We start from the raw sequence: 25934 nt of genomic DNA, 5'->3' as shown, positions 1-25934 counted from the left end.
GCCATGACCCTGGACCGTCCCGCGTACCGCATCAAGCGGCGTCTGCTCGGCCGGCCGCTCACCACCGAGCGCATCACCCAGGAGAAGCTGGACAACCGGACGGCGCTGGGTGTGCTCGCCTCCGACTGCATCAGTTCATCCGCGTACGGCTCCGAGGAGATGCTCCGGGTTCTCGTACCCGTCGTCGGCGCCGCCGCGTTCACCCTGCTCATGCCGGTGACCGGCGCGATCCTGCTGGTCCTGCTGCTGCTGACGCTCTGCTACAGCGATGTCGTGATGATCTACACCCGGGCAGGCGGTTCGTACGTCGTCGCACGGGAGAACTTCGGTCCGGACGTGGCGCAGATCGCCGCCGTGGCCCTGCTCGTCGACTACATCGTCACCGTCGCCGTGCAGGTCTCGGCCGGCACCAACGCCCTGATCTCGCTCGCCCATCTGGTCGGCAAGGGCTTCACCGGCCTGGACCACCTCCAGCTGCCGGTGTCCGTCGCCGTGATCGTGATCCTGGCGTACGGGAATCTGCGCGGGGTCCGGGAGGCGGGCCGGGCCTTCGCGCTGCCCGCCTATCTCTTCATGGTGGCGGTCGGCCTGATCCTGCTGGTCGGGACGGTGCGCGGGCTCACGGTCGGGCTGCCGCACGCCGATCTGCGGGCCGAGGGGGTGGTGCCGGTCGGCACCACGGGCGAGGGCTGGCTGTACGGGGCCTCGCTGTTCATCGTGCTGCGTTCGTTCGCCAACGGGGGTTCGTCGCTCACCGGGCTGGAGGCGATCTCCAACGGCATCTCCACGTTCCGTGAACCGCAGGGCCGCAACGCGCGCAGCACCCTGATCGCCATGAGCCTGATCCTGGGCGTCCTCGTGCTGGGGGTGTCCACGATGGCGCACTTCACCCACGCCGTGCCGTACGTGAACGGCACCCCGACCGTCATCGCGCAGGAGGCCCATCTGGCGTTCGGCGACGGGCCGATCGGCACGGCCGGACTGGTCTTCGTGCAGCTGGCGACCGCGCTGGTGCTGTACACCGGCGCCAACACCCCGTTCACCGGTTTCCCGTACCTCGCCAGTTTCGTCGCCGAGGACCGGTTCCTGCCCCGGCAGCTGACCCGGCGCGGGCACCGGCTGGCGTTCTCCAACGGCATCATCGCGCTGGCCGTGGTCTCGCTGGCGCTGCTGCTGGTGACCGGTGCCAGCGTGGACCGGCTGGTGGCGCTGTACGCGATCGGCGTCTTCACCGCTTTCACCATGGCCGGGGCCGGGCTCACCGCGTACCATCTGCGCCGCCGCGAGCCGTACCGGCGGCTGAAGGTCACCGTCAACGCGCTGGCCGCGGGCGTCTCGGCCGCCGTGGTGCTGATCTTCGCGGTCACCAAGTTCACCGAGGGCGCCTGGCTGGTCGTGGTCATCTTCCCGCTGGGCGTGTGGTCGCTGATGCGGATCAACCGCGAGTACCGGCGTGAGGCGGCCGTGCTGCAGGACCTCCGGACTCCGGGCATCGACCGGGCGCGGTACCAACGCCATCTGGTCCTGGTCATGGTCGAGTCGCTGGACCTGGCGACACTGAAGGCGCTGCGGTACGCCCGTGAGCTGCGTCCGAACGAGATCCGGGCGGTGCACTTCGCGATCGACGAGGCGTACGCCAGGCGGCTGGCCGCCCGCTGGAGCGCCACGGCCGCCACCTCCGTGCCGCTGGAGCTGGTCGCATGCCCGGACCGGCGGCTGCGGCACGCGATGATGCAGCTCGCCTCCCGTACGACGGAGGACGGGAACACCTGGCTGACGGTGCTGGTACCCCAACGGACGTACCGCGGCGTGCTCGGCAAGCTGCTGCACCGGGGCACGGGCGAGCAGATGGCGAAGGCCCTGGGCCGACTGCCGCACGTGGCGGTGACGATCCTGCCGTTCGACGTGTCGCGGGCGCTGCGGGAGCTGGAGGAGGGGCAGGTGCCGCGGGCGGACTGACGGACCCGGCCGGCCCGCGCCCCCGCGTCATGGCCGTATCGTCATACGGTCATGACGCGGGCGTCCGGCGGCGGTACCGTCGTGCAGTCGGCACAGCGCCCGCCCCCACACACGCCGGGAGGGGTCCGTGAGATCCAAGGGTTCCGAGGGGTCCGTGAAAGGAACGAACGAACAGCGGGCCGGGCTGCTGTCCGGCATCGGCGCCTACGGACTGTGGGGCATCGTCCCCCTGTTCTGGCCGCTGCTGAAGCCCGCAGGCGCGATCGAGATCCTCGCCCACCGCATGGTCTGGTCCCTCGGGGTCGTCGGCATCGCACTGCTGATACTGCGCCGGTGGTCGTGGATCGGCCCGCTGATACGGCAGCCGCGGAAGCTGGGCCTGGTGGCGACGGCGGCGGCCGTGATCACCGTCAACTGGGGCCTGTACATCTGGGCCGTGAACAACGGCCAGGTCGTCGAGGCGTCGCTGGGCTACTTCATCAATCCGCTGGTCACCATCGCCATGGGCGTCCTGCTGCTCGGCGAACGGCTGCGACCGGCCCAGTGGGTGGCGGTCGGCACGGGGGCCGCGGCGGTGCTGGTGCTGGCGATCGGGTACGGCCGGCCGCCGTGGATCTCGTTGGTGCTGGCGTTCTCCTTCGCGACGTACGGCCTGGTGAAGAAGAAGGTCGCCATGGGCGGACTGGAGTCGCTCACCGCCGAGACGGCCGTGCTGTTCGTGCCCGCACTGGGCTATCTGCTGTGGCTGGGCGCGCGCGGCGATGCGACGTTCGGCTCCGAGGGCTTCGGCCATGCGGCGCTGCTGGCCGCGACCGGCGTCGTCACGGCCATACCCCTCGTCCTGTTCGGGGCGGCGGCGATCCGCGTGCCGCTGTCCACCCTGGGGCTGCTCCAGTATCTGGCGCCGGTGTTCCAGTTCGTCCTGGGCATCCTGTACTTCCACGAGGAGATGCCGCCGGAGCGCTGGGCCGGGTTCGCCCTGGTGTGGCTGGCGCTCACCCTGCTGACCTGGGACGCTTTCCGGACGGCGCGGCGGACGAAGGCCGAGGCGGCACGGACTCGCGCGGCACGGGCAGCGACGCACCCCTCCCCGTCGGCATCTTCGACGCCGCCGGCCGGGGATTCCGCTTCGCCCTCCGCCACGACCCCGACGCCGTGACCCGGACCTGTGGGAAGGTCCGCACGGCGGAGCGGCCGGTGGAGTGGCCGGCGAAGTGGACGCCCGGAAGATCCGCGGCAGACACGTGGCCGGAGCAGACGGGGGGACGGAACGGGCGGGCGAAACGGGTGGACGGAACCACCACAATAGATGTTACCCGGTTGCTTTTTTAACTCGGTTGCGTTTTCGTGGAGGCCCGCGAAACCCACGACCGAGGAGTCGGCATGCCCGCGCCCCCATCCATCACCCAGGTACTGATCGTCGGTTCGGGACCGACCGGCCTGACCCTGGCCTGCGATCTGGCCCGCCGCTCGGTCGAGGTGCGGATCATCGACAAGGCCCCTGGCTTTCCGCGCAGTTCACGGGCCAAGGGCCCCAATCCGCGTTCCCTGGAGGTACTGGCGGATCTGGGGGTGGTGGACCGGATCCTGGCCGCGGGTTCGGCGCCGCTGCCGATGCGCAAGTACCGGAACGGGCTGCCGGTCGCCGACATGGACCCGTTCGAGGCGTCGCGCCCCACGCCGGACGCCCCGTACGACCGTCCGTGGCTCATCGCCCAGTGGCGGCTGGAGGAGATCCTCCGGGACCGTCTCGCGGAGTACGGCGTCCACGTAGAACTCGGCTCGGAGGCCATCGGGTTGACGCAGCGCCCCGACGCGGTGGCCGTCACGCTCGCCGACGGCCGGAGCATCGAGGCGCGGTACGTGGTGGGCTGCGACGGCGGCCACAGCCCGGTGCGCAAGCTGCTCGGCGTCTCGTTCGAGGGAAGGACGACCGAGGAGCAGGCGATGGTCTGCGGGGACGTCGCGGTGGACGGCCCCGACCGCGGATTCTGGCACCAGTGGTTCGACGAGGACGGCGGCGTGATGCTGTGCCCGATCCCGGGTACCCGGTCGGGCTGGTGGTTCCAGGCGGCGCCGGAGCGCGATGGCGCGGGCGCCCCCGTACCGCCGTCCCTGGAGAGCTTCCGCCGGCTCTTCGCCAAGCACACCGGGCTGCCGGGCGACCGTCTGACCCGGGCCGAGCTGCTGTCCACGTACCGGGTCAACGAGCGCATGGCCGACCGCTATCGGGTGGGCCGGGTACTGCTGGCCGGGGACGCCGCGCATGTGCACGCCATCGCGGGCGGCCTGGGCATGAACACCGGCATCCAGGACGCGTTCAACCTGGGCTGGAAGCTCGCCCTGGTCGTCACCGGGCGGGCGGCTCCCGCTCTGCTGGACACGTACCAGGAGGAACGGCTGCCGGTGGCCGCACGGACCCTGGGCCTCACGGCCGAGCGGTTGCGGGACACGCTCGACGCGATCAGGGAACCGGGCGGCGGTCTGGACACGGCGATCACCCCGGAGACACTGGGGCTGGGTCCGGACGGCGACTACCCCTGGAGTTCCCTCTCCCGCGACACGCGCCCCGGCCGGCACGGTGACATCCGCCGGGCCACGCACTCCCCCGGCGGCCCGGCGAACGGCCCGCGCGCGGGCGACCGCGCCCCGGACGCCCCCTGCCGCGACGCCGCGACGGGCGCACCGACCCGCCTGTCCGAGGTGTTCGCCGGTCCGCACTTCACCCTGCTGGGCTTCGGGCCGGACACGGCGGACGCGCTGCGCGCGGCGGAGGCGGACCACGGCGGCCTGCTGCGGGCGACCGGGGTGGACGCGGGAACGCGGCACGACCTGAACGACGTGGCAGGCCATGCCCGTTCGGCGTACGGCATCGAACGGGACACCCTCGTCCTGGTCCGCCCGGACAACCACGTGGGCCTGATCGCTCCCGCGGGAGACGGTCGAGCCGTGCGGGACTACCTGGCACTGTGACCACGCCCCCGATGACACGGCCTGGGCCGTGTCATCGGGACGGGGTCGCCGACCGACGCGGCCGTGGCGGGGCCACCGCATTCCGCACACGTCCGGTACGGCATTCAGGCGGGCTTTGGACGCGCCACGGTGAGGCATCACTGAACTACCGGTCATTTATATTCTTCTGACATGTCATGAGCCGATCCATGCACATGTCCGGCCCCGCCCGCATGCTCCTGCGTACCACCGTCGCGACCCTGTCCACGCTGTCGTTCGTCGTCGGCGAAGCCCCGCCCACGGCGCACGCGGCCGACGACGTGGAGCGGGCCCGCCCGTCCGCCCCCGTCCCTGTACGCGTCGCCGAGCCCGCACCTCCCCTTCTCCCCGTCGCGTACGCCGACGGCCCCGTGAGCACCGCTCCGCACGCAACGGCCATCGGGGAGGCCCCGCGCTCCGGCGCCCCGAACGGCCCGGTGACCGTGGACACGATCGCGGTCACGGACACGGACGTGGAACGCACGAACGTGGGCCTCACGGGCGTGGAATTCACGGGCGTGGACCTCGGAGTGCCCGACGGGACGGGAGCGGACCATGCCTGCCTCTCCCACGCGGGCCTCGGGTTGACCGCGGCCGGGCTCCTGGCCGTCGCCTGGGCCGTGGCGGGCGGCAGCCTCCGCACGGTGCGCCGCCCCGACCGGGGCTGAGCGGCACCCCCGACGGGGGCGGCGCGCCGGACCGGCCGATCGGGCGGGAGCGGCCTGCCGGTCAGGCATCGGCGTGCCCCTTCAGCCGGTGGTGGCCCGCCGGGCCCGATGGGCTCGCACCTTGTGAAGGTTGCCGCAGCGTTCCATCGCGCACCAGCGCCGCCTGCCCGGACGCGAGGTGTCGACGAAGAGCAGTGCGCAGCGGTCCGAAGCGCATTCACGAACGCGGTCGACGTACGGGCCGGTGAACAGCTCCACGGCGTCCCGTGCCACGGTCGACAGCAGGGCCGTTCCGGTGGCGTCCGGCGCCCAGGCGAAAGCGCCGGACACGGTGTCGACCCGGGGAACGAGCGGGGGTTCGGCCGCCGCCGCGTTCACCGTGCCGACTGCGGCCGGGTCGAGCGGGCGGCCGTGCGCGCGGGCGGACGCCAGGTCCCACAGAGCGGCGCGCAACGCGTGCGCCCGGTGCAGCTCCTCCGCGCTCACGGTCGGCGTCAGCCCGCCCGGCAGTCGGCACTCGCCCGCCCAGCGCACCAGGTCGGCCGGGGTGCGCAGCGCCTCGTACGCCGCGTACCGCGCGCACCCGCCGGTGGGCAGCAGCTCCAGGCACAGGGTGCCGGGATCGAAGCGGTAGGGGCGGCCCTCCGGCGTATGGAGGACCAGCCCCGGCGCCACCTTCGCGGACTTGGCCATGATGCCCTTCGCGGACTCGGTCACGTAACCACGACAAGCAGTTTCCACGCTTGAATCCTCCCCCAGCTGAAGGCCGGGGCACCCTCGGAGGACCCCGGTGAACGGAGATCGCTGTGCCGGGAGGCGAGGCCGCCGCCCCGTCCCGCCGGCTCGATCGCGGGCGAGCCGACGGGACGGGGCCCGATTCAGTCCTCCACCACGTCCTGCGGGTACCAGCGCAGCTCGACCGTGTTGCCGTCCGGGTCACGGACGTACACCGACTGCGCCGTGCCCCGGGCGCCGGAGCGGCTGACCGGGCCCTCCAGCACGGTGAAGACGCCCGAGTCGACGACCTGCTGCCAGTCCAGCGGTTCGACGACCAGGCAGAAGTGGTCGACGTTCGATTCGGAGCGCCGACGCTCCAGCAGATCGATGATCACCGTCGGGCTGACCCGGACCGACGGGAACGGGAACGTACCCGCCCGCCACTCGTCCACCTTCATCGGCTCCAGACCGAGCAGGCCGCAGTAGAACTCCAGCGACCGCTCGACGTCCCCGACGTTGAGCACCAGGTGGTCGAATTCCTTGACTCTCACTCGCACGGCACAACCTCTCAGCTCAGCCATTGGCCTGTGGTCCGAAGGGCGCGGAAGGCTCCGCCGGGCCGGCCGGTTCGGTCTTCCGGCCCGGCCCGGTCGGGGGAGCCGCGGATGCCGGAGCGGGCGGAGGCCAGGGAACCTCGGCCAGCAAGGGCAGGAGCCGCTCCTCCTCGTCGTCCAGATGCGCGTTCAGTTCCACGGACATCCTGTCCAACTCCGCACGGAATCGCGCGGGATCGGCGATGCCGATCCCGGCGAGCAGCGCCACCAACTCGTCCTGGACGAGCGCGATCGCGCGGTGCTCCTCGGTCAGCCGGGCGAAGGTGTCGGCCAAGTGCGGGTGCCTGCGGGCCATCGCGGGGAACAGGTGTGCGTCCTCGCTGGTGTGATGGAACCGCAGGGACTGGCAGAACGCGAGACAGCGCTGCCGGATCTGGAGCCCCAGGCCCGGGGCCGGCGGTTCACCGGGGCCCTGATGGGCCGCCCGTGCGGCGAAGTGTGCGTCGGCCTCGGCCCTCACCTGGCGCAACTGGCCCCGCAGCCACGTGTGGACCTCCATGAGCTTGGCGGCGAGGGTGTCGGCCCCGGCGGACTCCTCTGTGTCCTCGGCATCGGCGGGCTCCAGGACCACGACCGGCAGGGTCCGGGCGGTACGGGCCTGGTAGTCGCCGTATCCGGGCGCCACGCGCACCACCTGCGCGAACAACGCGTCGCGCCGCGCCCCTTCTGCGGGGACCGCGAGGGCCTGGAACGTACGCGTACCGAGCTCGACCCGTACCAAGGGGTGGGCGAGCAGGTTGTGGTACCAGGCGGGATGCGAGGGGGCGCCCAGGTTGGAACCGACGACCAGCAGCGCGCCATCGTGGCGCACGTAGCCGAGCGGGGCCGTGGTCTCCTTCCCCGACCTGGCGCCGGTGGTCGTCAGCAGGAGCAGGTCGGCACCCTCGAAGGGGCCACCGACCTTTCCCTCGTTGGCGCGGAACTCATCGATGACGGACTGGTCGAAAGACGTGGGCATGCGTGTTCTGTCTCTCCGGAGATGCGAAATGAAGCCGCGGCGCGGTGGCCGCGGGAGCGGATGGACGCGGAAGCGGATGAACGTGATGGGCGCGGTTCACATCGCGTCGGCAAGACCCGGAGAGGCACCGGGGCACCGCAGGGCGAAGGACGCCGCGCCGCAGCCGCGCCGCGTCAGAAGGAGGTCACGGAGTAGAGACTCATGACGGAACCCCTGGGTGAAGGGTGTTCGCCCGATCGTCGGCCGGCCCACTGCTCTTTGGCCGACGCCACGCGACACCGGTTTCATTACACGCAGTCAGCCACCGCCTGTCAACGCGCTCCCCGCCCGGCCGGTCCCGGGGCGGGGCATCGGAGAACGGAGTCCGGAGCATGCCCATCCCACCCGCCCACCGCCTCGTCGCCACGGACCTGGACGGCACACTGCTGCGCCGCGACGACACCGTGAGCCCCCGCACGCGGGCCGCGCTCGCCCTGGCGGCCCGTGCCGGGGCGCGGCACCTCGTGGTCACCGGGCGGCCCGTGCCCGGCGTGCGGCGGCTCCTCACCGGGCTGGGCTACCGGGGACCGGTGGTCTGCGGGCAAGGGGCCCAACTGTACGACGCCGGGGCGGAGCGGATGATACGCACCATCACCCTGGACCGGGACGCCGCCGACGCGGCGCTGGGCAAGATCGAGGCCCAGGTGGGACCGGTGTTCGCGGCCGTGGACCAGGACGGCGCCGACGGACGGACCCTGATCGAACCCGGCTATGTGATGCCGCATCCGGCCCTTCCGGCCCAACGCACCCTGCGCCGGTCAGAGTTGTGGTCCAAGCCCATCATCAAGGTGCTGATCCGGCATCCGGAGCTCACGGACGACGCACTGGCCGACGCGGCCCGTTCGGCCGTCGACGGGCTCGCCTCCGTCACCCACTCCGGACCCGGCACGGTCGAACTCCAGCCGTGCGGGGTCGACAAGGGAAGCGGGCTCGCGCTGGCCGCGGAGTACCTGGGCGTGGACGCCCGGACCGCGATCGCCTTCGGGGACATGCCCAACGACCTGCCCATGTTCCGCAAGGCCGGTCACGGCGTCGCCATGGCCGACGCCCACCCGGACCTGCGGGCGGCGGCGGACGAGGTGACGTCGTCGAACGAGGACGACGGGGTCGCCGAGGTGCTTGAGCGGGTGTTCGGCCGGACCTGACGGACCGCGCGGCACCGGACCCGGCCGTACCCGACTCCCGCCGCCCGGTGTCGCACCGCCGCCCAGTGCCGCCCGCCGCCTACCGGATCACGCGATCCGCCCGCCCGTTCGTCACGCCCTGGCCGCCGGCTCCGCGCGCCTCGGGCACCCTCGGCATGACCGGCGCCATCGGTACCTCCCGCGCCTCCCGCGTCCCCAGGGCCCGCAGCACCTGCGCGACCAGGGCCGCGATCGTCCGCTCGTCCGGCACCGGCTTGCGCAGCACATGGCGGTAGTACACCGGCCCGTACAGCATCTCCACCGCCAGCGGCAGATCGGCGCCCACGGGGATCTGGCCCTGCTCCTGGGCACGGCGCAGGCGGGCGACCGCCTCCTCGAAGCGCGGGTCGACCAGTTTCCTCCTGACCGTCTCCGCCAGGGCGTCGTCGTGATGGACCTCGGAGAGAATCCCGGCGTACGCGGGGCCGTAGGGCGGCGTGGACAGCAGCCGCACCGCACCCATCAGGTTCGCCCGCAGATCGGCGGCGATGTCCCCGGTGTCGGCGAACGGTGTGGTGCCGACCAGGTCGTCCGTGAACGCCTCCAGGATCACCGCGCTCTTCGCGGGCCACCACCGGTAGATCGTCTTCTTGCTGACACCCGCTCTCGCCGCGATCGCCTCGATGGTGACCCGGCCGTATCCCTTCTCCGTGCACAGTTCGAGCGCGGCTTCCAGGATCGCCCGTCGTGATCTCTCGCTACGGCGCAGTGAACTCGGCGATGTGATCATTCCGTGAGCATAGGTGCGCCTGCGCCGATCCTTGTTGACAGCCCGTCGCCACAAGTCGAACAATGCTGAGGCGGAAACGGAACGTGCCGTGTCGCATCGTTCCCGCTGTTCGCACCGTTCGCACCGTTCGCGCCGCGACGAGCCGATCGGGGGACGGCTCGCCGGGCCGACGGTGCGGAGGTGAGGTCCGTACCCCTTGACCCGCGGTCGGCACACCGCCGCGTCAGGACGTGATGTCCTTCGTCGTGAAACGGGCCCAGGCCGCCGAGCCGAACACCAGCGCGTACAAGCCCTGAAGACCCAGGTTCCTGACCAACTCGTCCCAGTAGACGGGCGTGCGCAGCACATCGGCGTACGACATCCAGTAGTGCGGGAAGAGATACGGGTGAACGCCGCTCAACTGCGGAATCGCGTCCACGATCTGCACGGCGATCAGCAGCCCGACGGTCGTGGCCATGGCCGCGATCCCGCTTCCGGTGAGGGTCGAGACGAACACTCCGACCGCCGCGAAACCGGTCAGCGACACCGCGACCACCAACGCGATCAGACCGGCCCTCAACAACCCCTCGCCGAAGCCGATCCTGGTCCCGGAGATGGTGGTGACATCGCCGAGGGGGAAGAGCAGGGCGCCCGTGGCGAGCGCCGAAAGCGCCACAACCAGGGTCGCGACCAGGCAGAACGTGAGGACGGAGGCGTATTTCGTCAGCAGTAGGCGGGTCCGACCCGCCGGGGCGACCAGCAGATAGCGCAGGGTGCCCGCACCCGCCTCACCGGCGATCGAGTCGCCCGCGACGACGCCGACGGCCATCGGCAGGAAGACCGGGAGCGTCACGGCGAGGGCCGCGAAGACCAGGAAGATGCCGTTGTTGGTGACCTGGGAGAGGAACGCGGGCCCTCCCGCCCCGCCACCCGGACCGGGCGAGGAACCGTGGCCCGTCTCGATCCGCACCGCGATCCCGATCAGCACCGGCACGGCGGCCAGCACCCCGAGCAGGGCGAGGGTGCGCCACCTGCGGAAGGTGGTGGTCAGTTCCGAGCGGAGGAGCCCGAAGGTCCACAGCGGACCACGGACCCCGCGAGCACCGCTCACCGCCTCCGCCCGGCCGCTCCCGCCCGTCGTGCCCGTCGCCCCCGCCACGGCGCTCCCGCCCGCCACAGCGGCCTCGCTCGCCCCGCCGGTCTCGCCCGTCCCGGTGCGTTCGGCTCCGGCTTCAGCCCGCCACATCGAATCCCTCTCCGGTGAGTGCCACGAAGGCGTCCTCCAGCGACGCCCGTTCGACGCCGAAGGACCGTACGCGTACGCCGGCGCGCACCAGCGCCGCGTTGAGGTCCGCGAGTTCGACGTCACCCGGCGGTGCGTCGGCGCTCACCCGACCGCCGTCGACGGTGACACCGGTGACGGCCCGTTCCTTCAGTACGCGGGCGGCCTCGTCCGGGTCGGGGGTGGTGACGGCCAGTCGGCCCCGGGCGCCCGCCGCCAGTTCCGCGACCGGGCCCTGTGTGACCAGTCGGCCGCCGGCCATCACCGCGGCATGGGTGCAGACCTGCTCGATCTCGTCGAGGAGGTGGGAGGAGAGGAAGACGGTGGTGCCGTCCGCCGCCAGTTCCCGGACCAGGGTGCGGATCTCCCGCATGCCCTGCGGGTCCAGCCCGTTGGTCGGCTCGTCGAGGACGAGCAGACGGCGCGGCCGGAGCAGGGCGGCCGCGAGGCCGAGGCGCTGCTTCATGCCGAGCGAGTACGCCCTGGCCTTCTTCCCGGCCGCCGAGGCCAGTCCGACCCGGTCCAGGGCCTGTCCCACCCGGGCCCGGCGGGTGCGCGGATCGGCGGTCGGGTCGGCGGCGTCGTAGCGCAGCAGGTTGTCCCGGCCGCTCAGGAAGCCGTACAGCGCGGGCCCCTCGATCAGCGCCCCGACCTGCGGGAGCACCGTACGGGCCGCGTCCGGCATGGCCCGGCCGAGCACACGGGCCGTGCCCGACGTCGGCTCGATCAGGCCCATCAGCATGCGGATCGTCGTCGTCTTGCCGGAGCCGTTGGGGCCGAGGAAACCGAAGACGCTGCCCGCGGGGACGGCGAGGTCGAGGCCGTCGACGGCGGGCCTGCCGCCGTCATAGTGCTTGGTGAGGCCCCGCGTCTCGATGACCGGGCCCGGCTCGGGCACCTCTCCGGGCCGTGTCATGCGTGCTCCCCTCGGTCGGGTCGGCCGGGTCGGCCGGGTCCGGCGGACCGGCTCCGGACGGGCCCTGACGTGCGGGCGGACCGCCCCGCCGTACGGAGGGTACGACGGGGCGGGTGAGCGGTGGCGGGCCGGCGCACCGGGCCCGCCGCGTCAGGAGGCGCGGTCGGCCGTCCTGACCAGGGTGTCCGGCGTGACGGCGCCGATGTACACCTTGCCGTTCTCGGTCATCAGCACGTTGATCAGGCGGGTCTTGAAGACCGTGCCCGTACCGAACTTCCCGTTGACCCGGTCTCCCAGCGCGTCCAGGAACTGCCGTGCCTCGGCCGGTACGTCGTCGTCGTCCGACGCCTTCGAGGGAAGACCGATGCCGCCGGGGACGGTGATCTCGGCGACCGCGTTCCAGCCCTCGCCGATGACCTTCGGCTCCTCGACGCCCTTGAGTCCCTCGGCCTTCTCGTGCCCCTCGGCCCCGAAGCCCGGGAGGATGCCGAGCCCCTGGGGTCCCTCGGCCGTCCGCCCCGCCTCGGCGTCGTCGGCCTCGGTCACCTCGGTGCCCTTGGGCGGGGTGAACGTGAACGAGGAGGCGGCCGGCTTCGTGAAGTCGACCCGGGTGAACCCGGCGTCGACGACGGCCTTGCCGCCACCGCTCGGCAGCAGCGTGAACTTCAGCGGCACACCGTTCTCCGCGTCGACCGCGACCGTGACCGAGCCGACCGTGGAACCGCTCTGCTTCGGCTTGACGACCAGCTTGTACGCGTCCCGTCCGGCGATCCGCGCCGTGCCGTCGACCGTCACCGAGGTGGTGGGGCCGGCCGCCTCCAGGACCTGCTCGGCGAGCGCCTTCGGCGTGGTCGGCACGGACTCGGGCGGCGGTGCCGGCCGGCCGTGCTCCTCCGCCCCGCGGTGCTTGTCCGCGGCGCCCTTCTGCGTGGCGTGGTACGCCTGGTTGCTGCCGCTGTCGTACGCCCAGACCTCGTCGCCGTTGCGGATCAGGCTGTACTCCGCCGCGTCCTCCAGGAGGGAGACCCGCTGCCGGTCGGGGCCGTCGGCGGCGATCCGCAGAGTGTGTGTGCCGGACGCCAGCTCCGTCAGCTTCGCCTTCGGGTCGGCGCTCGAACCGCCCTCGCCCGGGCCTGAGCCCTGGCTGAAGGAGCCGGCGAGGCCGCCGAGCGACGGAAGGCCGAGGTCCGTGCTGATCCGCACCGTTCCGGAGAGCTGCTGGGTGTCCGAAGCGGCGATCTTCTCGATGAGCTGCTGGGCCGTGATCTCCGGCAGATCGGGGTCACCGGTGCTCGCGAGCGCCGGGACGAGCCCGATCGTCGCGGCCGCCACCCCCGCCACCGCGACCGGGACGATGTAGCGTGCCGCCCTGCGGCGGACGGCGGTGCCCCCGGTCCCGCCCTCGCTCGCCGTGCTGTCGTTCGGTGCCATGTGTGCCCTGTCCCTCCGTGGTCGGCGGCTTCCGTCCGGATGGCCGCGTCCACTCCGCGCCGCCGTTCTCACCGATTCGCTCAGGAGTGGATGTACCCCATCCGACCAAATCGGCGGCGCGAAGGCGTCAGTCCGTGGAAGCAACTCCTCGTACCTCTTCGGGATGACACCGGCGGGCCGGACCTCCGCCACCCCGTAGGGGTGCTCCGGATCCGGAGCACCGCCACGCTGTCCGGGTGGCCGCCCTGTCGTCGTGGCGGCCGGAGCCGGGAGCCGCGCCGCAGACCCGTCGACCGAGGGCGGCGCGAGAGACGGGCGGATGAATCTCACACCAACTCTTGACGTTTCCCAGTCACGCATCCACACTTTCAGGCATCTTCAGTCACTTTCCCACGAAACCAGTCAGCGAGGTCACCGGGATGCTCCCAGCCGAACGTCACCGCCGCATCTCCGGCCTCGTGGAGCGCAACGGCACGGTCAGCACCGAGAGCCTGGCGGAGCAGCTCCGCGTCTCGGCCGAGACCGTGCGCCGGGATCTGGCGCAGATGGAGAAGCAGGGGCACCTGATCCGGGTGCGCGGCGGCGCGGCCTCGCTGTCCGTCGTTCGCGGTCCGAGCGGAGAAGAGGCATCCTTCACTGAGCGGTCCGCTTCGCAGCAGCAGGCCAAGGCGGCGATCGGGCGGGCCGCGGCGGATCTGGTCCGCTCCGGCATGACCGTCGTGATCGACGTCGGTACGACGGCTCTGCAGGTCGCCTGCGCCCTGGCTCCGGACTTCCGGGGAACGGTGGCCACCCCGTCCCTGCTCGTCGCGGCCGAGTTGTCCAATCGCCCCCATGTCGACGTACTGGTCCCCGGCGGACGGATCCGGGGCGGCGACCTGGTCTGCTCCGGCCCGCTGACGGTGGAGTTCTTCCATGGCCTCTACGCCGACATGGCGTTCCTCGGCTCCGGTGGCGTCGACAAAGACGCCGGAATGACGGACTTCTACTTCGAGGAGAACGCGACGAAGCGCGCGATCCTGGCTCGCAGCGCGCTCAGCTATGTGCTGGCCGACGGGAGCAAACTGGGTCGGGTGGCTCCGCACCGGGTCTGCGGATTCGGTGACTGCACCGGCCTGATCACCGACGGGGTCCCCGAACCGTCACTGGCCTCGGCCATCGAGCAGTCGGGGGCAGTGGTGCTCCCGGCCGGACCGTCCTGAGCGCCGCGGCCCCTCTTCGACCTCCCCGGTCTTCCCGGTGGCGTCTCCCCGTGAGGCCCGCCGATGCGATGAACGGCGGTTTTCCAGTAGCGCGCGGTAGTTTTTGAAAGGAGAGTATTGCCATGTCCACGACCAACACCGGCGTCGTACAAGGTGACGACGCACCATCCACACCGGGCTCCGGTTACAAGCAGGAGATGCGCCGGGAGCTGAGCCGGTACGCCTCCTTCGCGATGGCCTTCGGCTTCGTCTCGATCGCCACGGGCATCTTCACGACCTACGGCTCCGTACTGAACAGCTCGGGCCCGCGCGGCATCTTCGCCTGGCCCATCAGCGTCATCGGCCAGCTGTCGGTCGCGCTGGTCTTCGGCGCGCTCGCCGCCCGCATCCCCATCAACGGATACGCCTACCAGTGGGTCTCCCGACTGGTGAACCCGGTCTGGGGCTGGATCATGGGCTGGATCTCGTTCTCCTTCCTCGGAGTCGTGGTGGTCGCGGTGGACTACACCGTCGCCGCGACGATCCTGCCGGAGCTGCTCCAGTACAAGGGGACGGTCCAGAACGCCTGGGCGATCACCGCCGTGGTCATCCTGTTCCAGGCGATTCTCGTGGCCGCCTCGACCCAGCTGACGCACCGGGTCAACAAGGCCGCCGTGACCGTGCAGCTCATCGGCATGATCTCGCTGACCGTGCTCCTCTTCGCCGTCGGGGGCTTCACCGGCAAGCTCGACTTCTCCACGCTGTTCAGCGCCGCGCCGGCCGCGGACGTCGGCTACTACAGCCTGGGCACCGCCACCCAGGCGGGACCGTTCGCCCTCGCGTTCCTCCTGGGCGCCTTCACCATCGTCGGGTTCGAGTCCGCGGCCAACCTGGCCGAGGAGACCAAGGACCCGGCACGTGTGATCCCCAAGGCCATGGCCCAGGCCGTGCTCTCCCTCGGTGTGCTCGGCTTCCTGTTCCTCGTGGCGATCACCGCCCTCATCGACGACCCCGTGAAGCTCGCCGCGTCCGACACCCCGGTGGCGACTGTGATCACCGCCGTGCTCGGGTCGGCGGTCGGCAAGGCGCTGCTGGTCCTCGTCGTGGTCTCGATCTTCTCCTGCGGCCTGGTCATCACCATGAGCGGCACCCGGCTGGTGTGGGCGATGTCCCGCGACGAGCGGTTCCCCGGCTGGCAGGCGCTGCGCAAGGTCAACCCGTCCCGCGGCACCCCGCTGAACGCCACGCTGTTCATCTTCGTCATCGCGCAGCTGATCCTCGCCAGCTTCTCCAGCTCCACCGACGCCCTGTTCTCGCTGTTCTCCGCCGCCACCCTGCTGCCCGCGATCATCTACGCCGGCACGGTGCTCATGTACATCGTCAAGCGGAAGTCGCTGCCGCCCACGCAGGGGTTCTCCCTCGGACGCTGGGAGATACCGGTCATCGTGGTGGCCTCCGTGTGGCTCGTGTACGAGCTCCTCATCTTCCGCGACCAGTCGTTCCGCGACCCCTGGCTCTATGTCCTGGTCCTCTTCGCCCTCGGGGCCGCCTACCTCGTCTACCTGCTGGTCCGGCGCGGTGTGTCCGGCATGTCGATGCCCGACATGATCAACATCGACGAGGCGCTCGACGTCACGGCGGGCGCCTCCGCGCCGGGGACCACGCCCACGACCGCCGAGGAAAGCAACCGATGAGCACGATTCTGGCCATCGACCAGGGCACCTCCGGCACGAAGGCGATCGTGGTCGACGAGCGGGGCGAGACCATCGCCATCGCCGAGGAGGAGCTGCGGCCGGTCTACCTCGCCGGCGGCGGCGTCGAGCAGGACCCGCAGGAACTGCTCGACTCGGTCCTCACGGCCGGACGGCGGGCCCTCGCGGCCGCCGGCCGGCCCGTGGACGCGGTCGCCCTGGCCAACCAGGGCGAGACCGTGCTCGCCTGGGATCCGCGCACCGGCACCCCGCTGTCCCCGGCGATCGTCTGGCAGGACCGCAGAGCGGAAACGATCTGCGCCGAGCTGGCCGAGCACGCCCCGCGGGTGGCCCGGCGCAGCGGGCTCGTGCTCGACTCGTACTTCTCCGCGCCGAAGATGGCCTGGCTGCGGCGGAACGTCACCACCGAAGGGGTGGTGACGACCACCGACACCTGGCTGGTGCACCGGTTGACCGGCGAGTTCGTCACCGACGCCTCGACCGCGAGCCGGTCCCTGCTCCTGGACATCGACCAGGTCTCCTGGGATCCCGAACTGCTCGATCTCTTCGGCCTGGGCACCGAGGAGCTGCCGCGGATCGTGGGCAGCGACGAGATCATCGGCACGACTGGTGCCTTCGGCCCCGAGGTGCCGGTCGCCGGCCTGGTCGTCGATCAGCAGGCGGCCCTGCTCGCCGAGGGCTGCCTGGAGCGGGGAACCGCGAAGTGCACCTACGGCACGGGCGCGTTCCTGCTGGCCAACACCGGCGAGACCGCCCTGCGCTCACGGGCCGGGCTCACCTCCTCGGTGGCCTGGCGGACCGCGGCGCGGACGCCGTACTGCGTGGACGGCCAGGTGTACACCGCGGCGTCGGCCGTCCGCTGGATCCGTGACCTGGGATTCATCGGGTCCGCGAGCGAACTGGACACGGTGGCGGCGAAGGAGGGCGACGGCACCCTCTGCGTGCCGGCCCTGGCGGGCCTCGCGGCGCCGTGGTGGCGCCCCGACGCGACCGCCACGTTCACCGGAATGACGCTGTCCACCGGAAAGGAACACCTCGTCCTCGCCGTGTTGCAGGGCATCGCCGCCCAGGTCGCCGCCCTGTGCGGCCTGGTCGAGGACGACCTCGGCACGCCGCTCAGCCGGCTGCGCGCGGACGGCGGACTGACCCGCAGCCGCACCCTGATGCAGGCCCAGGCCGATCTGGCCCAGGTACCCATCGACATCTATCCGTCCTCGCACGCCACGCCGCTCGGCGCGGCCGCACTGGCCAGGCTGGCCCTCAACCCGGGCATGGACCTGGCGGAAGCCGTCGGTGACTGGAACCCGGTCACCGTCTACGAACCGGTCTGGTCGGCCGACCGGGCCGCGCACTACCGCAGTACATGGGCGGCGGCGGCCGAGGCCACCGCCCGCAAGGGAGAACTCGGATGACCGACACCACACCGCACGAGCCGGAGCATGTCTACGACGTCGTCGTCATCGGCGCCGGCATCGTCGGCTCGGCGATCGCCCGCGACCTGTCCGGCCACCAGCTGTCGGTCGCGCTCGTCGAGGCGCGCGACGACGTCGGCGACGGCACCAGCAAGGCGAACACCGCGATCCTGCACACGGGATTCGACGCCAAACCGGGAACGCTGGAGTCGAGACTCGTCAAGCGCGGATACCACCTGCTGTCGGAGTACGCGCGCTCGACCGGCATCCCGGTCGAGCACACGGGCGCGGTCCTCGTCGCATGGAACGACGAGGAGCTGGCCGCCCTGCCCGGCCTCAAGGAGAAGGCGGAGCAGAACGGCTACGACCGGTGCCGGATCGTCGGTGCCGACGAGGTCTACGAGCTGATCCCCGCGCTCGGCGAGGGGGCGCTCGGCGGGCTCACCGTCCCCGACGAGTCGATCATCTGCACCTGGACCACCAACCTGGCCCTGGCCACCGAGGCCCGGCTGCGCGGCGCCGAGGTCCTGCTCAACCACGCCGTCACCGCGGTGTCGGTGGGCACCGCTTCCACCACGCTGACCACCACCGGCGGCCCCGTGCACGCCCGCTGGGTGGTCAACGCGGCGGGCCTCGGCGCCGACCGCGTCGACCGGCTCTTCGGACACGAGCGGTTCACCGTCACCCCGCGCCGCGGTGAGCTGTTCGTCTTCGACAAGCTCGCCCGCCCGCTGGCCGACAAGATCGTCCTGCCGGTGCCCACGTCCCGCGGCAAGGGGGTGCTCATCTCCCCCACCATCTACGGCAACGTGATGCTGGGCCCCACCTCGGAGGACCTGACCGACCGCACCGCGACCGGAACGTCCGAGGACGGTTTCGCCTTCCTGCTGGAGAAGGGCGAGCGCCTCATGCCCCGGCTCCTCGCCGAGGAGGTGACCGCCTCCTACGCGGGGCTGCGGGCCGCCATCGATCACGGGGACTACCTCATCGAACCGAGCCCCTCGCAGCGCTACCTCCTCGTCGGCGGCATCCGCTCGACCGGTCTGACGTCCGGCCTGGCCATCGCCGAGCATGTCCACGGGGTGCTCGAAGAAGCCGGGCTCGTCCTCGCCCCGCGCCCCGATCTGCCCGCCCCTCCGCGGATGGCCAACATCGGCGAGGCGACCGTACGTCCCTACCAGGACGCCGACCGCATCGCCGCGGATCCCGAATACGGCAGGATCGTCTGCTTCTGCGAGCGCGTCACCTCCGGAGAGATCCGGGACGCCTTCCAGTCGCCGCTGCCCGCACGCAACCTGGAGGGCCTGCGCCGCCGCACCCGGGCGATGAACGGCCGCTGCCAGGGCTTCTTCTGCGGCGCGGCCGTCAACCGACTCCTGAACGACAACGGCTGCGGCAACCGCGGCGCCACCGCGCCGGCCCGGCCCGAGGTGAACTCCTGATGACCACCACCCTCACACCGGACGTCCTGATCATCGGGGGCGGCCCCGCCGGACTCACTGCCGCCGCCGCCCTCGCACCCCGCATCCGCGGCGAGGTCCTGGTGCTCGACCGGGAGCAGGACGCCGGCGGCATCCCCCGCCACAGCGACCACACCGGATACGGCCTGCGGGACCTGCGCCGGGTCATGACCGGACCGAACTACGCACGCCACCTCGTCGAGCAGGCCACCGCCGCCGGGGCCACCATCCGCACGGAGACGACGGTCACCCACTGGGCCGGCGACCGGGCCGTGGAGGTCACCGGTCCGCAGGGGCGGATGCGCGTGGAGGCCAAGGCCGTCGTACTCGCCACCGGCGCACGCGAACGGCCGCGCGCGGCCCGCCGCATCCCCGGTGACCGGCCACAGGGCGTCTACACCACCGGACAGTTGCAGAACGCCGTCCACCTGCACCACAGCGAGGTCGGCCGCCGGGCCGTCATCGTCGGCGGGGAGCTCGTCAGCTGGTCCGCCGCCGTCACCCTGCGCGAGGCGGGCTGCGCCACCGAGCTGATGGTCAGCCAGTACCCCCGGGCGGAGTCGTACGCGGCCTTCAACGCCGCCGGCCGCGCCCTGCTGCGCGTCCCCGTCGCCAACCGCAGCCGGGTCACCCGCGTCATCGGCAAGGGCCGGATCGAGGCCGTCGAGATCGAGAACCTCGACACCCGTGCCCGGCGCACCGTCGCCTGCGACACCGTCGTCTTCACCGGGGACTGGATCCCCGACCACGAACTCGTCCGCAGCGGCGGAATCGACCTGGACCCGGGAACGCTCGGCCCGCTGACCGACACGGCCCTGCGGACCAGCCGCCCCGGTGTCTTCGCTGCCGGGAACCTCCTCCACCCGGTCGACACCGCCGATGTCGCGGCCCTCGACGGCCTGCACGTCGCGGACCAGGTGGAGGCATGGCTGACCGGGGCCGACGAGCCGGCGCCGGGCGTGCGCCTCCTCGCCGAGGCTCCCCTGCGCTGGGTGGCACCGGGGCTGGTGCGCCCGGGCGACCCGGCTCCCCCGCGCGGGCGCCTGCTGCTCTGGACGGACCGGTCCGTACGGTTCCCGCGCGTCGTCGTCCGGCAGAACGGCCGGATCCTCTCGGAGCGGACCCTCCCCTGGCCCGCCGCCCCCGGCCGCGTCTTCCGCGTGCCGTGGTCGGTGATGAAGGGACTCAGCGCCCAGGGCGGCCCGGTCACCATCGGCCTGCGCTGAGGCGACCGGCCTGCGCTGGACGAGCGGCCCGCATCCGGGTAGGTGCCCGGATGCGGGCCGGCTGCGTCCGGCGCACGCCGCGCCTGCGGGTGGCCGGCGAACGGGAACGGACGCGTCCGGCGCGACACGACGGCGGCCCGGACCGGCAGACGGGCACGGGCATGCCCGCTCCGGGAACACACGCGCCCGGGACACGGAAGGGCGCCGCGCGTGAAGGGGCGAATGCCCGTTCCGGGCCACGCGCCCCTGGCAGACGGCCGGAGGTATCCCCCCGCGGGCGGTCACCTCGGCCGGAGCCGCCGCCGTGGAGCCTCGGCCGGAGCCGCCTGCGTGGAGCCTCGGCCGGACGAAGCCCACAGCTCCCGGTCCGGTGCGGCGGAAGACGTGTCGGACCTCTGTCCGGGGACGGAGGAAGGCGCGTCCGGCCCGGTCCGCGACGGCCGAAGCGCATCAGGACCGCACGGCAGCGGTGAACGACGCGTCCGGCCCCGGTGCCCCTGCCCGACGGCTCACCGCGAAGAACGCACGCCCGGGAAAGGGCGCCCGCCCGCGGGCTCAGCCCGCGCGGTGCACCACCGCGTCGCACATCTCCGCCAGCGCGGCCTTCGCATAGCCGTCCGGCAGCGGGGCCAGCGTCCGACGCGCCTCCTCCGCGTACCGCACGGTGTCCCGCCGGGCCTGCTCCAGCGCCGGATGGGCGCGCAGCAGGCGCAGCGCCTCGGCGTGCCGGGCGTCGTCGGCGAGGCCGCCGTCGAGGAGGGCGACCAGCTCCAGGTCCTCGGGCCGGCCCTCGGCCTCCGCGCGGGCCCGCAGATGGAGCACCGGCAGGGTGGGGATGCCCTCGCGCAGGTCGATGCCGGGGGTCTTGCCGGACTCATGGGAGTCGGAGGCGATGTCGAGCACATCGTCCGCGAGTTGGAAGGCTACGCCGAGCCGCTCCCCGTACTGGGTGAGGATGTCGACGGCCGACTCGTCCGCCCCGGCCATCAGCGCCCCGAACCGGCAGGCCACGGCGATCAGCGAGCCCGTCTTGCCGCGCAACACGTCCAGGTAGTGCTCCACCGGGTCGCGGCCGTCGGGGCCCGCGGTCTCCAGGATCTGGCCGGTCACCAGCCGCTCGAACGCCTCCGCCTGGATGCGTACGGCCTCCGGGCCGAGGTCGGCCAGTATGTGCGAGGCACGGGAGAAGAGGAAGTCGCCGGTCAGGACGGCCACCGAATTGCCCCAGCGGGAATTGGCGCTGTCGACGCCGCGCCGCACCTCCGCCTCGTCCATCACGTCGTCGTGGTAGAGCGTCGCGAGGTGGGTCAGCTCCACGACGACGGCCGCGGGCACCACGCCCGGCGCGTGCGGGTCGCCGAACTGGGCGGCGAGCATGGCCAGCAGTGGCCGGAAACGCTTGCCCCCGGCGCGTACCAGATGCTGTGCGGCCTCCGTGATGAAGGGCACACCGCTCTTGGTGGTTTCGAGCAGCCCGGACTCGACAGCGGCCAATCCGGCCTGGACATCAGCCTCGAGAGCGCGGTCCCGCACGCTCAGTCCGAACGGCCCGACGACGGTCACGAGGGGATCTCCTGTCTGCTGCCGATCACACGGAATGCCGATGTGTCGCTGTCATCACTCAAGTCAGCGTATCCGGTCCCCTGTGGATCGCCGTGGGCGCCTTCCCGCCACCGCCGGTATGTTCGGGATCAGCTCGTACGATCAGGAGTATTCCCTTTGTCCCACACGCCCACCGATACCGAACCCACACAGCCGCACACCGGCGACGACCACAGCTTTTTCGGCCAGCCACGGGGGCTGATGACGCTCTCCGGCCTGGAGGTCTGGGAGCGGTTCTCGTTCCTGGGCATGCAGGCGATCCTGGTCCTGTACTTCGCGGACACCGTGGCCCGGGGTGGCATGGGCATGGAGGCGGGCACCGCGGCGTCCGTCTCGGCTGCCTACGGCACCCTGGTCTACCTGGTCTCCGTGGCCGGCGGCTGGCTTGCCGACCGGATACTCGGCTCGTACCGTGCCGTCCTCTACGGCGGAATCCTCATCGCCTGCGGCCACTACGCCATGGCGGTGCCCACGGACGCCATGACGTGGACCGGCCTCGGTCTGATCAGCGCCGGAACGGGTCTGCTCAAGCCCAATGTGGCGTCCATGGTCGGCAAGCTGTACCGCACCGACGACGAGCGCCGCGACGCTGGATTCGCCCTGTACTACATGGGCATCAACATCGGCGCGTTCCTCGGCCCGCTGGTCACCGGCTGGCTCGGCGACCACGCGAGCTGGCACTGGGGTTTCTCGGCCGCCGCTCTCGGCATGACCCTCGGCCTGATCCAGTACGTACTGGGCCGCCGTCACCTGATCGGCCGAAGGCACGGCGCCGAATTCGCGCTGCCGCCGCAGTCCATGCGGCGTGCCGTGCGGTTCATCGTGGCCGGTGCCGTCGCGGTCGCCGTCCTCGCCACCGCGCTGGCCCTGACGGGCTGGCTCACCATGGGCCGGTTCGTGGACGTCCTCACCCTCATGTCGGTGATCGCCCCGGTCGTGTACTTCGTGGTGATGTTCCGCAGCCCGCGGGTCACCGCCGAGGAACGCGGCAGGCTGCGCCCGTACGTGGTGCTGTTCCTGTCCTCCGTCGTCTTCAACTTCATCCTCTTCCAGGCGTACTCGACGATGATGCTGCTCGCGTCGACCAACGCCCGTACCGAGATTCTCGGCTTCCACTTCCCGGCCGGCTGGTACGCCTCGGCCCTCGGGGCCTTCGAGGTGGCGCTCGCCCCGGTGGTCGCCGCCGTCTGGGCCCGGATGGGCCCGCGCCAGCCGCACGCCTCCAACAAGATCGCGATCGGGGTGGTCCTCGGCGGGCTGTCGTTCCTGCTGATGGTGCTGCCGACGTCCGGGCACTCCGGCGACACGTACCGGATGGCCGCCTGGTGGATCGTCGGCTCGTACCTGCTGCTCGGGCTCGGCGACATCCTGCTGGAGACCTCCGGCATGTCCGCGACCACCAAACTCGCGCCCAAGGCCTTCTCCGGCCAGACGATGGCGCTCTGGTTCCTCTCGCTGGCCCTCGCCAACGGCATCCAGGCGCAGGTCGTGAAGTTGTACGGCGAGGTCTCCACGCCCGCCTACTTCGGGGTCAACGGCGCGATCGCAGTGGTGGCCGGTGCGGCCGTCATCGCCGCCGCACCCTGGCTCAGGCGCACCATGCACCCCGTCCACTGACCACCGCGCCCCATGCGCCGGCCCGCCGCACGCGCTCCGTCCAGCGGCGCCCGTCCGCGTCCCACCCACCGACGCACACCGCGCGCACCCCGTCCACCGACGCACACGCGCCCCGTCGACCGAGGTATCGCCATGCACATCCGCACCACGTTCCCGTACGAAACCACCCATGAGGACGTCCGCATCCCGCTGCCGGACGGCACCCGCCTCTACGCCCGTATCTGGCGGCCGGTCACCGACGAGCCGGTCCCCGCGCTCCTCGAATACCTGCCGTACCGGCTGGGCGACTGGACGGCCCCGCGCGACTGGCAGCGCCATCCCTGGTACGCGGGCCACGGCTACGCCTCCGTCCGGGTCGACGTGCGCGGCCACGGCAACAGCGAGGGGATGCCGGGCGACGAGTACGACGCCACGGAACTGGCCGACGGCGTCGCCGTCATCAACTGGTTGGCCGGGCAGGAGTGGTGCTCCGGCCGGGTCGGCATGTTCGGCATCTCCTGGGGCGGGTTCAACTCGCTCCAGATCGCCGCGCTGGCCCCCGAGCCGCTGAAGGCGATCGTCACCGTCTGCTCGACCGACGACCGCTACGACAACGACGTCCACTACATGGGCGGCTCGGTCGTCGGCGTCGACATGCACGCCTGGGCGGCCACCATGCTGGCCTTCGTCTGTCGGCCCCCGGACCCGACGCAGGCCGGCGAGGGCTGGAAGGACATGTGGCTGAGGCGGCTGGAGGGCGTCGAGCCATTCATCCACACCTGGCTGGCGCACCAGACCCGCGACGACTACTGGCGGCACGGCAGCGTCTGCGAGGACTACTCCGCGATCCAGGCCCCCGTCCTCGCGGTGGGCGGCTGGCACGATCCGTACCGCGACACCGTTCTGCGGCTGGTCGAGCACCTGCCGCAGGACCGGGTGCGCGGGCTGATCGGCCCCTGGTCGCACCAGTACCCGGACCGGGGCCTGCCGCCCGGGCCGGCGATCGGCTTCCTCCAGGAGACGCTGCGCTGGTGGGACCAGCATCTGAAGGGCGAGGACACCGGCGTCATGGCGGAGCCGCTGCTGCGGTCCTGGATCAGCGAGTCGCACCGGCCCGCCACGACATACGAGACGCTGCCCGGCCGCTGGGTCGGCGACACCGTCTGGCCGTCCCCGAACGTGTCGACCGTCGCATACGCCTTCCGGGGCGGACCGCAGACCGTCGACTCGCCGCAGCACACCGGGCTGGACGCGGGCCGGTTCTTCCCGTTCGGCAACGACGCCGACCTGCCGCCGGACCAGCGCGACGAGGACGCCAAGTCGGTGTGCTTCGAGTTCCCGGTCGAGAACGTCCCGATCGAGATCCTGGGCCGGCCACGGGTGAAGCTCCGCCTGCGCATGGACGCGCCGCGAGGACAGGCGATCGCCCGGCTCTGCGACGTGGCGCCGGACGGCTCCTCCACCCTGGTCACCCGCGGCGCTCTCAACCTCTCCGCCCGGCACGGCCGCGACCGCGCGGTGGACTGGCCGGTCGGCGCCACCGAGGAGGTGAGCTTCGAACTGAACGGCATCGGGCACACCTTCCCGCCCGGCCACCGGATCAGGCTCGCGGTCTCGTCCGCTTACTGGCCCTGGATCTGGCCGCAGCCGGGGTCGGTGGGCTTCACCCTCGACGCCGACGGCAGCTTCCTCGAACTGCCGGTGCGCGCCCACACCGAGGACCCGGAGATCCGGTTCGAGGAGCCGGAGCAGGCCCCGCCGCTCGGCGTCGTCCAGCCGGTGCAGCTCGACGGGCAGCGCCCCGAGCGCCTGGTGATCCGCGACGTCGCCACGGGCGAGTGGCGACTGGAGGTGGACCCGCGCTACGGCGGCACCCGCGTCTACCCGGACGGCCTCGAATTCACCGAGGACGCGCTGGAGACGTACACCGTCCAGGAGGACGACCCGCTCTCGGCGCGCACCCGTTCCGACTGGTCGATCCGGCTGCACCGGCCGGAGATGGCATGGGACGTCCGGATCGAGACCCGCTCCGAGATCAGCGCGGACGCCACCGACTTCATCACGTCCGACGAGGTGGTGTGCCGCGACGGCGGCGAGGTCGTCTTCCACCGCACCTGGGAGAAGCGGATCCCGCGCACGGCCGGCTGAGCGCGAGGCCCGCTCGGGCCGGGCGCGCGGCCGGGCGGGGGGGCGCCCCCCCCGCCTCCCCACCCACCGGTCCCGGCAGCACCCGCCCCCCCCCCAGCCCCGTCGATCCCGGGAAAAACCCAGCCCCCC

The 25934-nt window shown here is 72.0% G+C and carries 20 protein-coding genes; 12 read left to right on the top strand and 8 right to left on the bottom strand.

Annotated features, from left to right (window positions below):
• Positions 1 to 3 precede the first annotated feature (3 nt).
• From ACIHCL_RS06420 to ACIHCL_RS06405, 4 genes are all read left to right on the top strand, one after another.
• Entirely contained in the window at positions 4 to 1959 is a 1956-nt protein-coding gene (locus ACIHCL_RS06420) for an APC family permease (protein WP_399857547.1), read from the top strand.
• Between the two features lie 154 nt (positions 1960 to 2113).
• Positions 2114 to 3118 carry an EamA family transporter RarD gene (gene rarD, locus ACIHCL_RS06415; protein WP_399858041.1) on the top strand — a complete coding sequence of 335 codons (1005 nt, stop codon included), beginning with the start codon at positions 2114 to 2116 and terminating at the stop codon, positions 3116 to 3118.
• Between the two features lie 224 nt (positions 3119 to 3342).
• Complete coding sequence (locus ACIHCL_RS06410; RefSeq protein ID WP_399857545.1) at positions 3343 to 4932, top strand: FAD-dependent monooxygenase; 1590 nt, start codon at positions 3343 to 3345, stop codon at positions 4930 to 4932.
• Positions 4933 to 5108: 176 nt separating this feature from the next.
• The gene (locus ACIHCL_RS06405; protein WP_399857542.1) at positions 5109 to 5618 is read left to right on the top strand and encodes a hypothetical protein; all 510 of its coding nucleotides are present in this window, start codon (positions 5109 to 5111) and stop codon (positions 5616 to 5618) included.
• Positions 5619 to 5699: 81 nt separating this feature from the next.
• Here the strand turns inward: ACIHCL_RS06405 and ACIHCL_RS06400 are convergent, their stop codons facing one another.
• From ACIHCL_RS06400 to ACIHCL_RS06390, 3 genes are all read right to left on the bottom strand, one after another.
• Positions 5700 to 6311, bottom strand: coding sequence for a CGNR zinc finger domain-containing protein (locus ACIHCL_RS06400; RefSeq protein ID WP_399858039.1), 612 nt, complete (start codon positions 6309 to 6311; stop codon positions 5700 to 5702).
• A gap of 185 nt (positions 6312 to 6496) precedes the next feature.
• A complete protein-coding gene (locus ACIHCL_RS06395) occupies positions 6497 to 6886 on the bottom strand; it encodes a VOC family protein (protein WP_399857540.1) in 390 nt (129 codons plus the stop codon).
• Between the two features lie 22 nt (positions 6887 to 6908).
• Positions 6909 to 7907: a nitroreductase/quinone reductase family protein gene (locus tag ACIHCL_RS06390; protein WP_399857536.1), complete on the bottom strand. Its 999-nt coding sequence runs from the start codon at positions 7905 to 7907 to the stop codon at positions 6909 to 6911.
• Positions 7908 to 8278: 371 nt separating this feature from the next.
• Between ACIHCL_RS06390 and ACIHCL_RS06385 the strand changes: the two genes are divergently transcribed.
• Complete coding sequence (locus tag ACIHCL_RS06385) at positions 8279 to 9091, top strand: HAD family hydrolase (protein ID WP_399857534.1); 813 nt, start codon at positions 8279 to 8281, stop codon at positions 9089 to 9091.
• 79 nt (positions 9092 to 9170) lie between these two features.
• Here the strand turns inward: ACIHCL_RS06385 and ACIHCL_RS06380 are convergent, their stop codons facing one another.
• The 4 genes from ACIHCL_RS06380 to ACIHCL_RS06365 all read right to left on the bottom strand — a co-directional run bounded on the left by ACIHCL_RS06380 (position 9171) and on the right by ACIHCL_RS06365 (position 13468).
• A complete protein-coding gene (locus ACIHCL_RS06380) occupies positions 9171 to 9860 on the bottom strand; it encodes a TetR/AcrR family transcriptional regulator (protein ID WP_399857532.1) in 690 nt (229 codons plus the stop codon).
• Between the two features lie 223 nt (positions 9861 to 10083).
• Positions 10084 to 11085, bottom strand: a complete 1002-nt coding sequence (locus ACIHCL_RS06375; RefSeq protein ID WP_399857530.1) for an ABC transporter permease — start codon at positions 11083 to 11085, stop codon at positions 10084 to 10086.
• Entirely contained in the window at positions 11072 to 12037 is a 966-nt protein-coding gene (locus tag ACIHCL_RS06370; protein ID WP_399857527.1) for an ATP-binding cassette domain-containing protein, read from the bottom strand. Before ACIHCL_RS06370 ends, ACIHCL_RS06375 begins: the two co-directional genes overlap by 14 nt.
• 150 nt (positions 12038 to 12187) lie before the next feature.
• A complete protein-coding gene (locus tag ACIHCL_RS06365; RefSeq protein WP_399857525.1) occupies positions 12188 to 13468 on the bottom strand; it encodes an outer membrane lipoprotein carrier protein LolA in 1281 nt (426 codons plus the stop codon).
• A 419-nt stretch (positions 13469 to 13887) separates the two neighbouring features.
• Between ACIHCL_RS06365 and ACIHCL_RS06360 the strand changes: the two genes are divergently transcribed.
• The 5 genes from ACIHCL_RS06360 to ACIHCL_RS06340 all read left to right on the top strand — a co-directional run bounded on the left by ACIHCL_RS06360 (position 13888) and on the right by ACIHCL_RS06340 (position 20459).
• Positions 13888 to 14670: a DeoR/GlpR family DNA-binding transcription regulator gene (locus tag ACIHCL_RS06360; RefSeq protein WP_399857522.1), complete on the top strand. Its 783-nt coding sequence runs from the start codon at positions 13888 to 13890 to the stop codon at positions 14668 to 14670.
• Between the two features lie 122 nt (positions 14671 to 14792).
• Positions 14793 to 16343 carry an APC family permease gene (locus ACIHCL_RS06355; protein WP_399857521.1) on the top strand — a complete coding sequence of 517 codons (1551 nt, stop codon included), beginning with the start codon at positions 14793 to 14795 and terminating at the stop codon, positions 16341 to 16343.
• The gene (locus ACIHCL_RS06350) at positions 16340 to 17773 is read left to right on the top strand and encodes an FGGY family carbohydrate kinase (RefSeq protein WP_399857518.1); all 1434 of its coding nucleotides are present in this window, start codon (positions 16340 to 16342) and stop codon (positions 17771 to 17773) included. The genes ACIHCL_RS06355 and ACIHCL_RS06350 overlap by 4 nt, the downstream gene beginning before the upstream one ends.
• Complete coding sequence (locus tag ACIHCL_RS06345) at positions 17770 to 19215, top strand: NAD(P)/FAD-dependent oxidoreductase (protein WP_399857515.1); 1446 nt, start codon at positions 17770 to 17772, stop codon at positions 19213 to 19215. The genes ACIHCL_RS06350 and ACIHCL_RS06345 overlap by 4 nt, the downstream gene beginning before the upstream one ends.
• Positions 19215 to 20459 carry an NAD(P)/FAD-dependent oxidoreductase gene (locus ACIHCL_RS06340; RefSeq protein WP_399857512.1) on the top strand — a complete coding sequence of 415 codons (1245 nt, stop codon included), beginning with the start codon at positions 19215 to 19217 and terminating at the stop codon, positions 20457 to 20459. The genes ACIHCL_RS06345 and ACIHCL_RS06340 overlap by 1 nt, the downstream gene beginning before the upstream one ends.
• A 555-nt stretch (positions 20460 to 21014) precedes the next feature.
• Here ACIHCL_RS06340 and ACIHCL_RS06335 read toward each other — a convergent pair.
• On the bottom strand, positions 21015 to 22022 hold the full coding sequence (locus tag ACIHCL_RS06335) for a polyprenyl synthetase family protein (RefSeq protein WP_399857509.1): 1008 nt from the start codon (positions 22020 to 22022) through the stop codon (positions 21015 to 21017).
• 156 nt (positions 22023 to 22178) lie between these two features.
• Between ACIHCL_RS06335 and ACIHCL_RS06330 the strand changes: the two genes are divergently transcribed.
• Positions 22179 to 23678: a peptide MFS transporter gene (locus tag ACIHCL_RS06330; protein ID WP_399857507.1), complete on the top strand. Its 1500-nt coding sequence runs from the start codon at positions 22179 to 22181 to the stop codon at positions 23676 to 23678.
• Positions 23679 to 23810: 132 nt separating this feature from the next.
• Entirely contained in the window at positions 23811 to 25805 is a 1995-nt protein-coding gene (locus ACIHCL_RS06325) for a CocE/NonD family hydrolase (RefSeq protein ID WP_399857504.1), read from the top strand.
• Positions 25806 to 25934: the final 129 nt, after the last annotated feature.

It is taken from the genome of Streptomyces sp. NPDC052042, assembly GCF_044548345.1.
Classification (GTDB): domain Bacteria; phylum Actinomycetota; class Actinomycetes; order Streptomycetales; family Streptomycetaceae; genus Streptomyces.
Note: the sequence above shows the minus strand (reverse complement) of the source record. Positions and strands in the feature narration are given on the sequence as shown.

Bases quoted from the DNA above. Each gene is read 5' to 3' on its own strand.
- ACIHCL_RS06420 (WP_399857547.1), top strand. From the start codon at position 4: ATGACCCTGGACCGTCCCGCGTACCGCATCAAGCGGCGTCTGCTCGGC.
- ACIHCL_RS06340 (WP_399857512.1), top strand. From the start codon at position 19,215: ATGACCACCACCCTCACACCGGACGTCCTGATCATCGGGGGCGGCCCC.
- ACIHCL_RS06370 (WP_399857527.1), bottom strand. From the start codon at position 12,037: ATGACACGGCCCGGAGAGGTGCCCGAGCCGGGCCCGGTCATCGAGACG.
- ACIHCL_RS06375 (WP_399857530.1), bottom strand. From the start codon at position 11,085: ATGTGGCGGGCTGAAGCCGGAGCCGAACGCACCGGGACGGGCGAGACC.
- ACIHCL_RS06350 (WP_399857518.1), top strand. From the start codon at position 16,340: ATGAGCACGATTCTGGCCATCGACCAGGGCACCTCCGGCACGAAGGCG.
- ACIHCL_RS06400 (WP_399858039.1), bottom strand. From the start codon at position 6,311: ATGGCCAAGTCCGCGAAGGTGGCGCCGGGGCTGGTCCTCCATACGCCG.
- ACIHCL_RS06325 (WP_399857504.1), top strand. From the start codon at position 23,811: ATGCACATCCGCACCACGTTCCCGTACGAAACCACCCATGAGGACGTC.
- ACIHCL_RS06390 (WP_399857536.1), bottom strand. From the start codon at position 7,907: ATGCCCACGTCTTTCGACCAGTCCGTCATCGATGAGTTCCGCGCCAAC.
- ACIHCL_RS06355 (WP_399857521.1), top strand. From the start codon at position 14,793: ATGTCCACGACCAACACCGGCGTCGTACAAGGTGACGACGCACCATCC.
- ACIHCL_RS06345 (WP_399857515.1), top strand. From the start codon at position 17,770: ATGACCGACACCACACCGCACGAGCCGGAGCATGTCTACGACGTCGTC.
- ACIHCL_RS06365 (WP_399857525.1), bottom strand. From the start codon at position 13,468: ATGGCACCGAACGACAGCACGGCGAGCGAGGGCGGGACCGGGGGCACC.
- ACIHCL_RS06405 (WP_399857542.1), top strand. From the start codon at position 5,109: ATGAGCCGATCCATGCACATGTCCGGCCCCGCCCGCATGCTCCTGCGT.
- ACIHCL_RS06385 (WP_399857534.1), top strand. From the start codon at position 8,279: ATGCCCATCCCACCCGCCCACCGCCTCGTCGCCACGGACCTGGACGGC.
- ACIHCL_RS06380 (WP_399857532.1), bottom strand. From the start codon at position 9,860: ATGATCACATCGCCGAGTTCACTGCGCCGTAGCGAGAGATCACGACGG.
- ACIHCL_RS06410 (WP_399857545.1), top strand. From the start codon at position 3,343: ATGCCCGCGCCCCCATCCATCACCCAGGTACTGATCGTCGGTTCGGGA.
- ACIHCL_RS06360 (WP_399857522.1), top strand. From the start codon at position 13,888: ATGCTCCCAGCCGAACGTCACCGCCGCATCTCCGGCCTCGTGGAGCGC.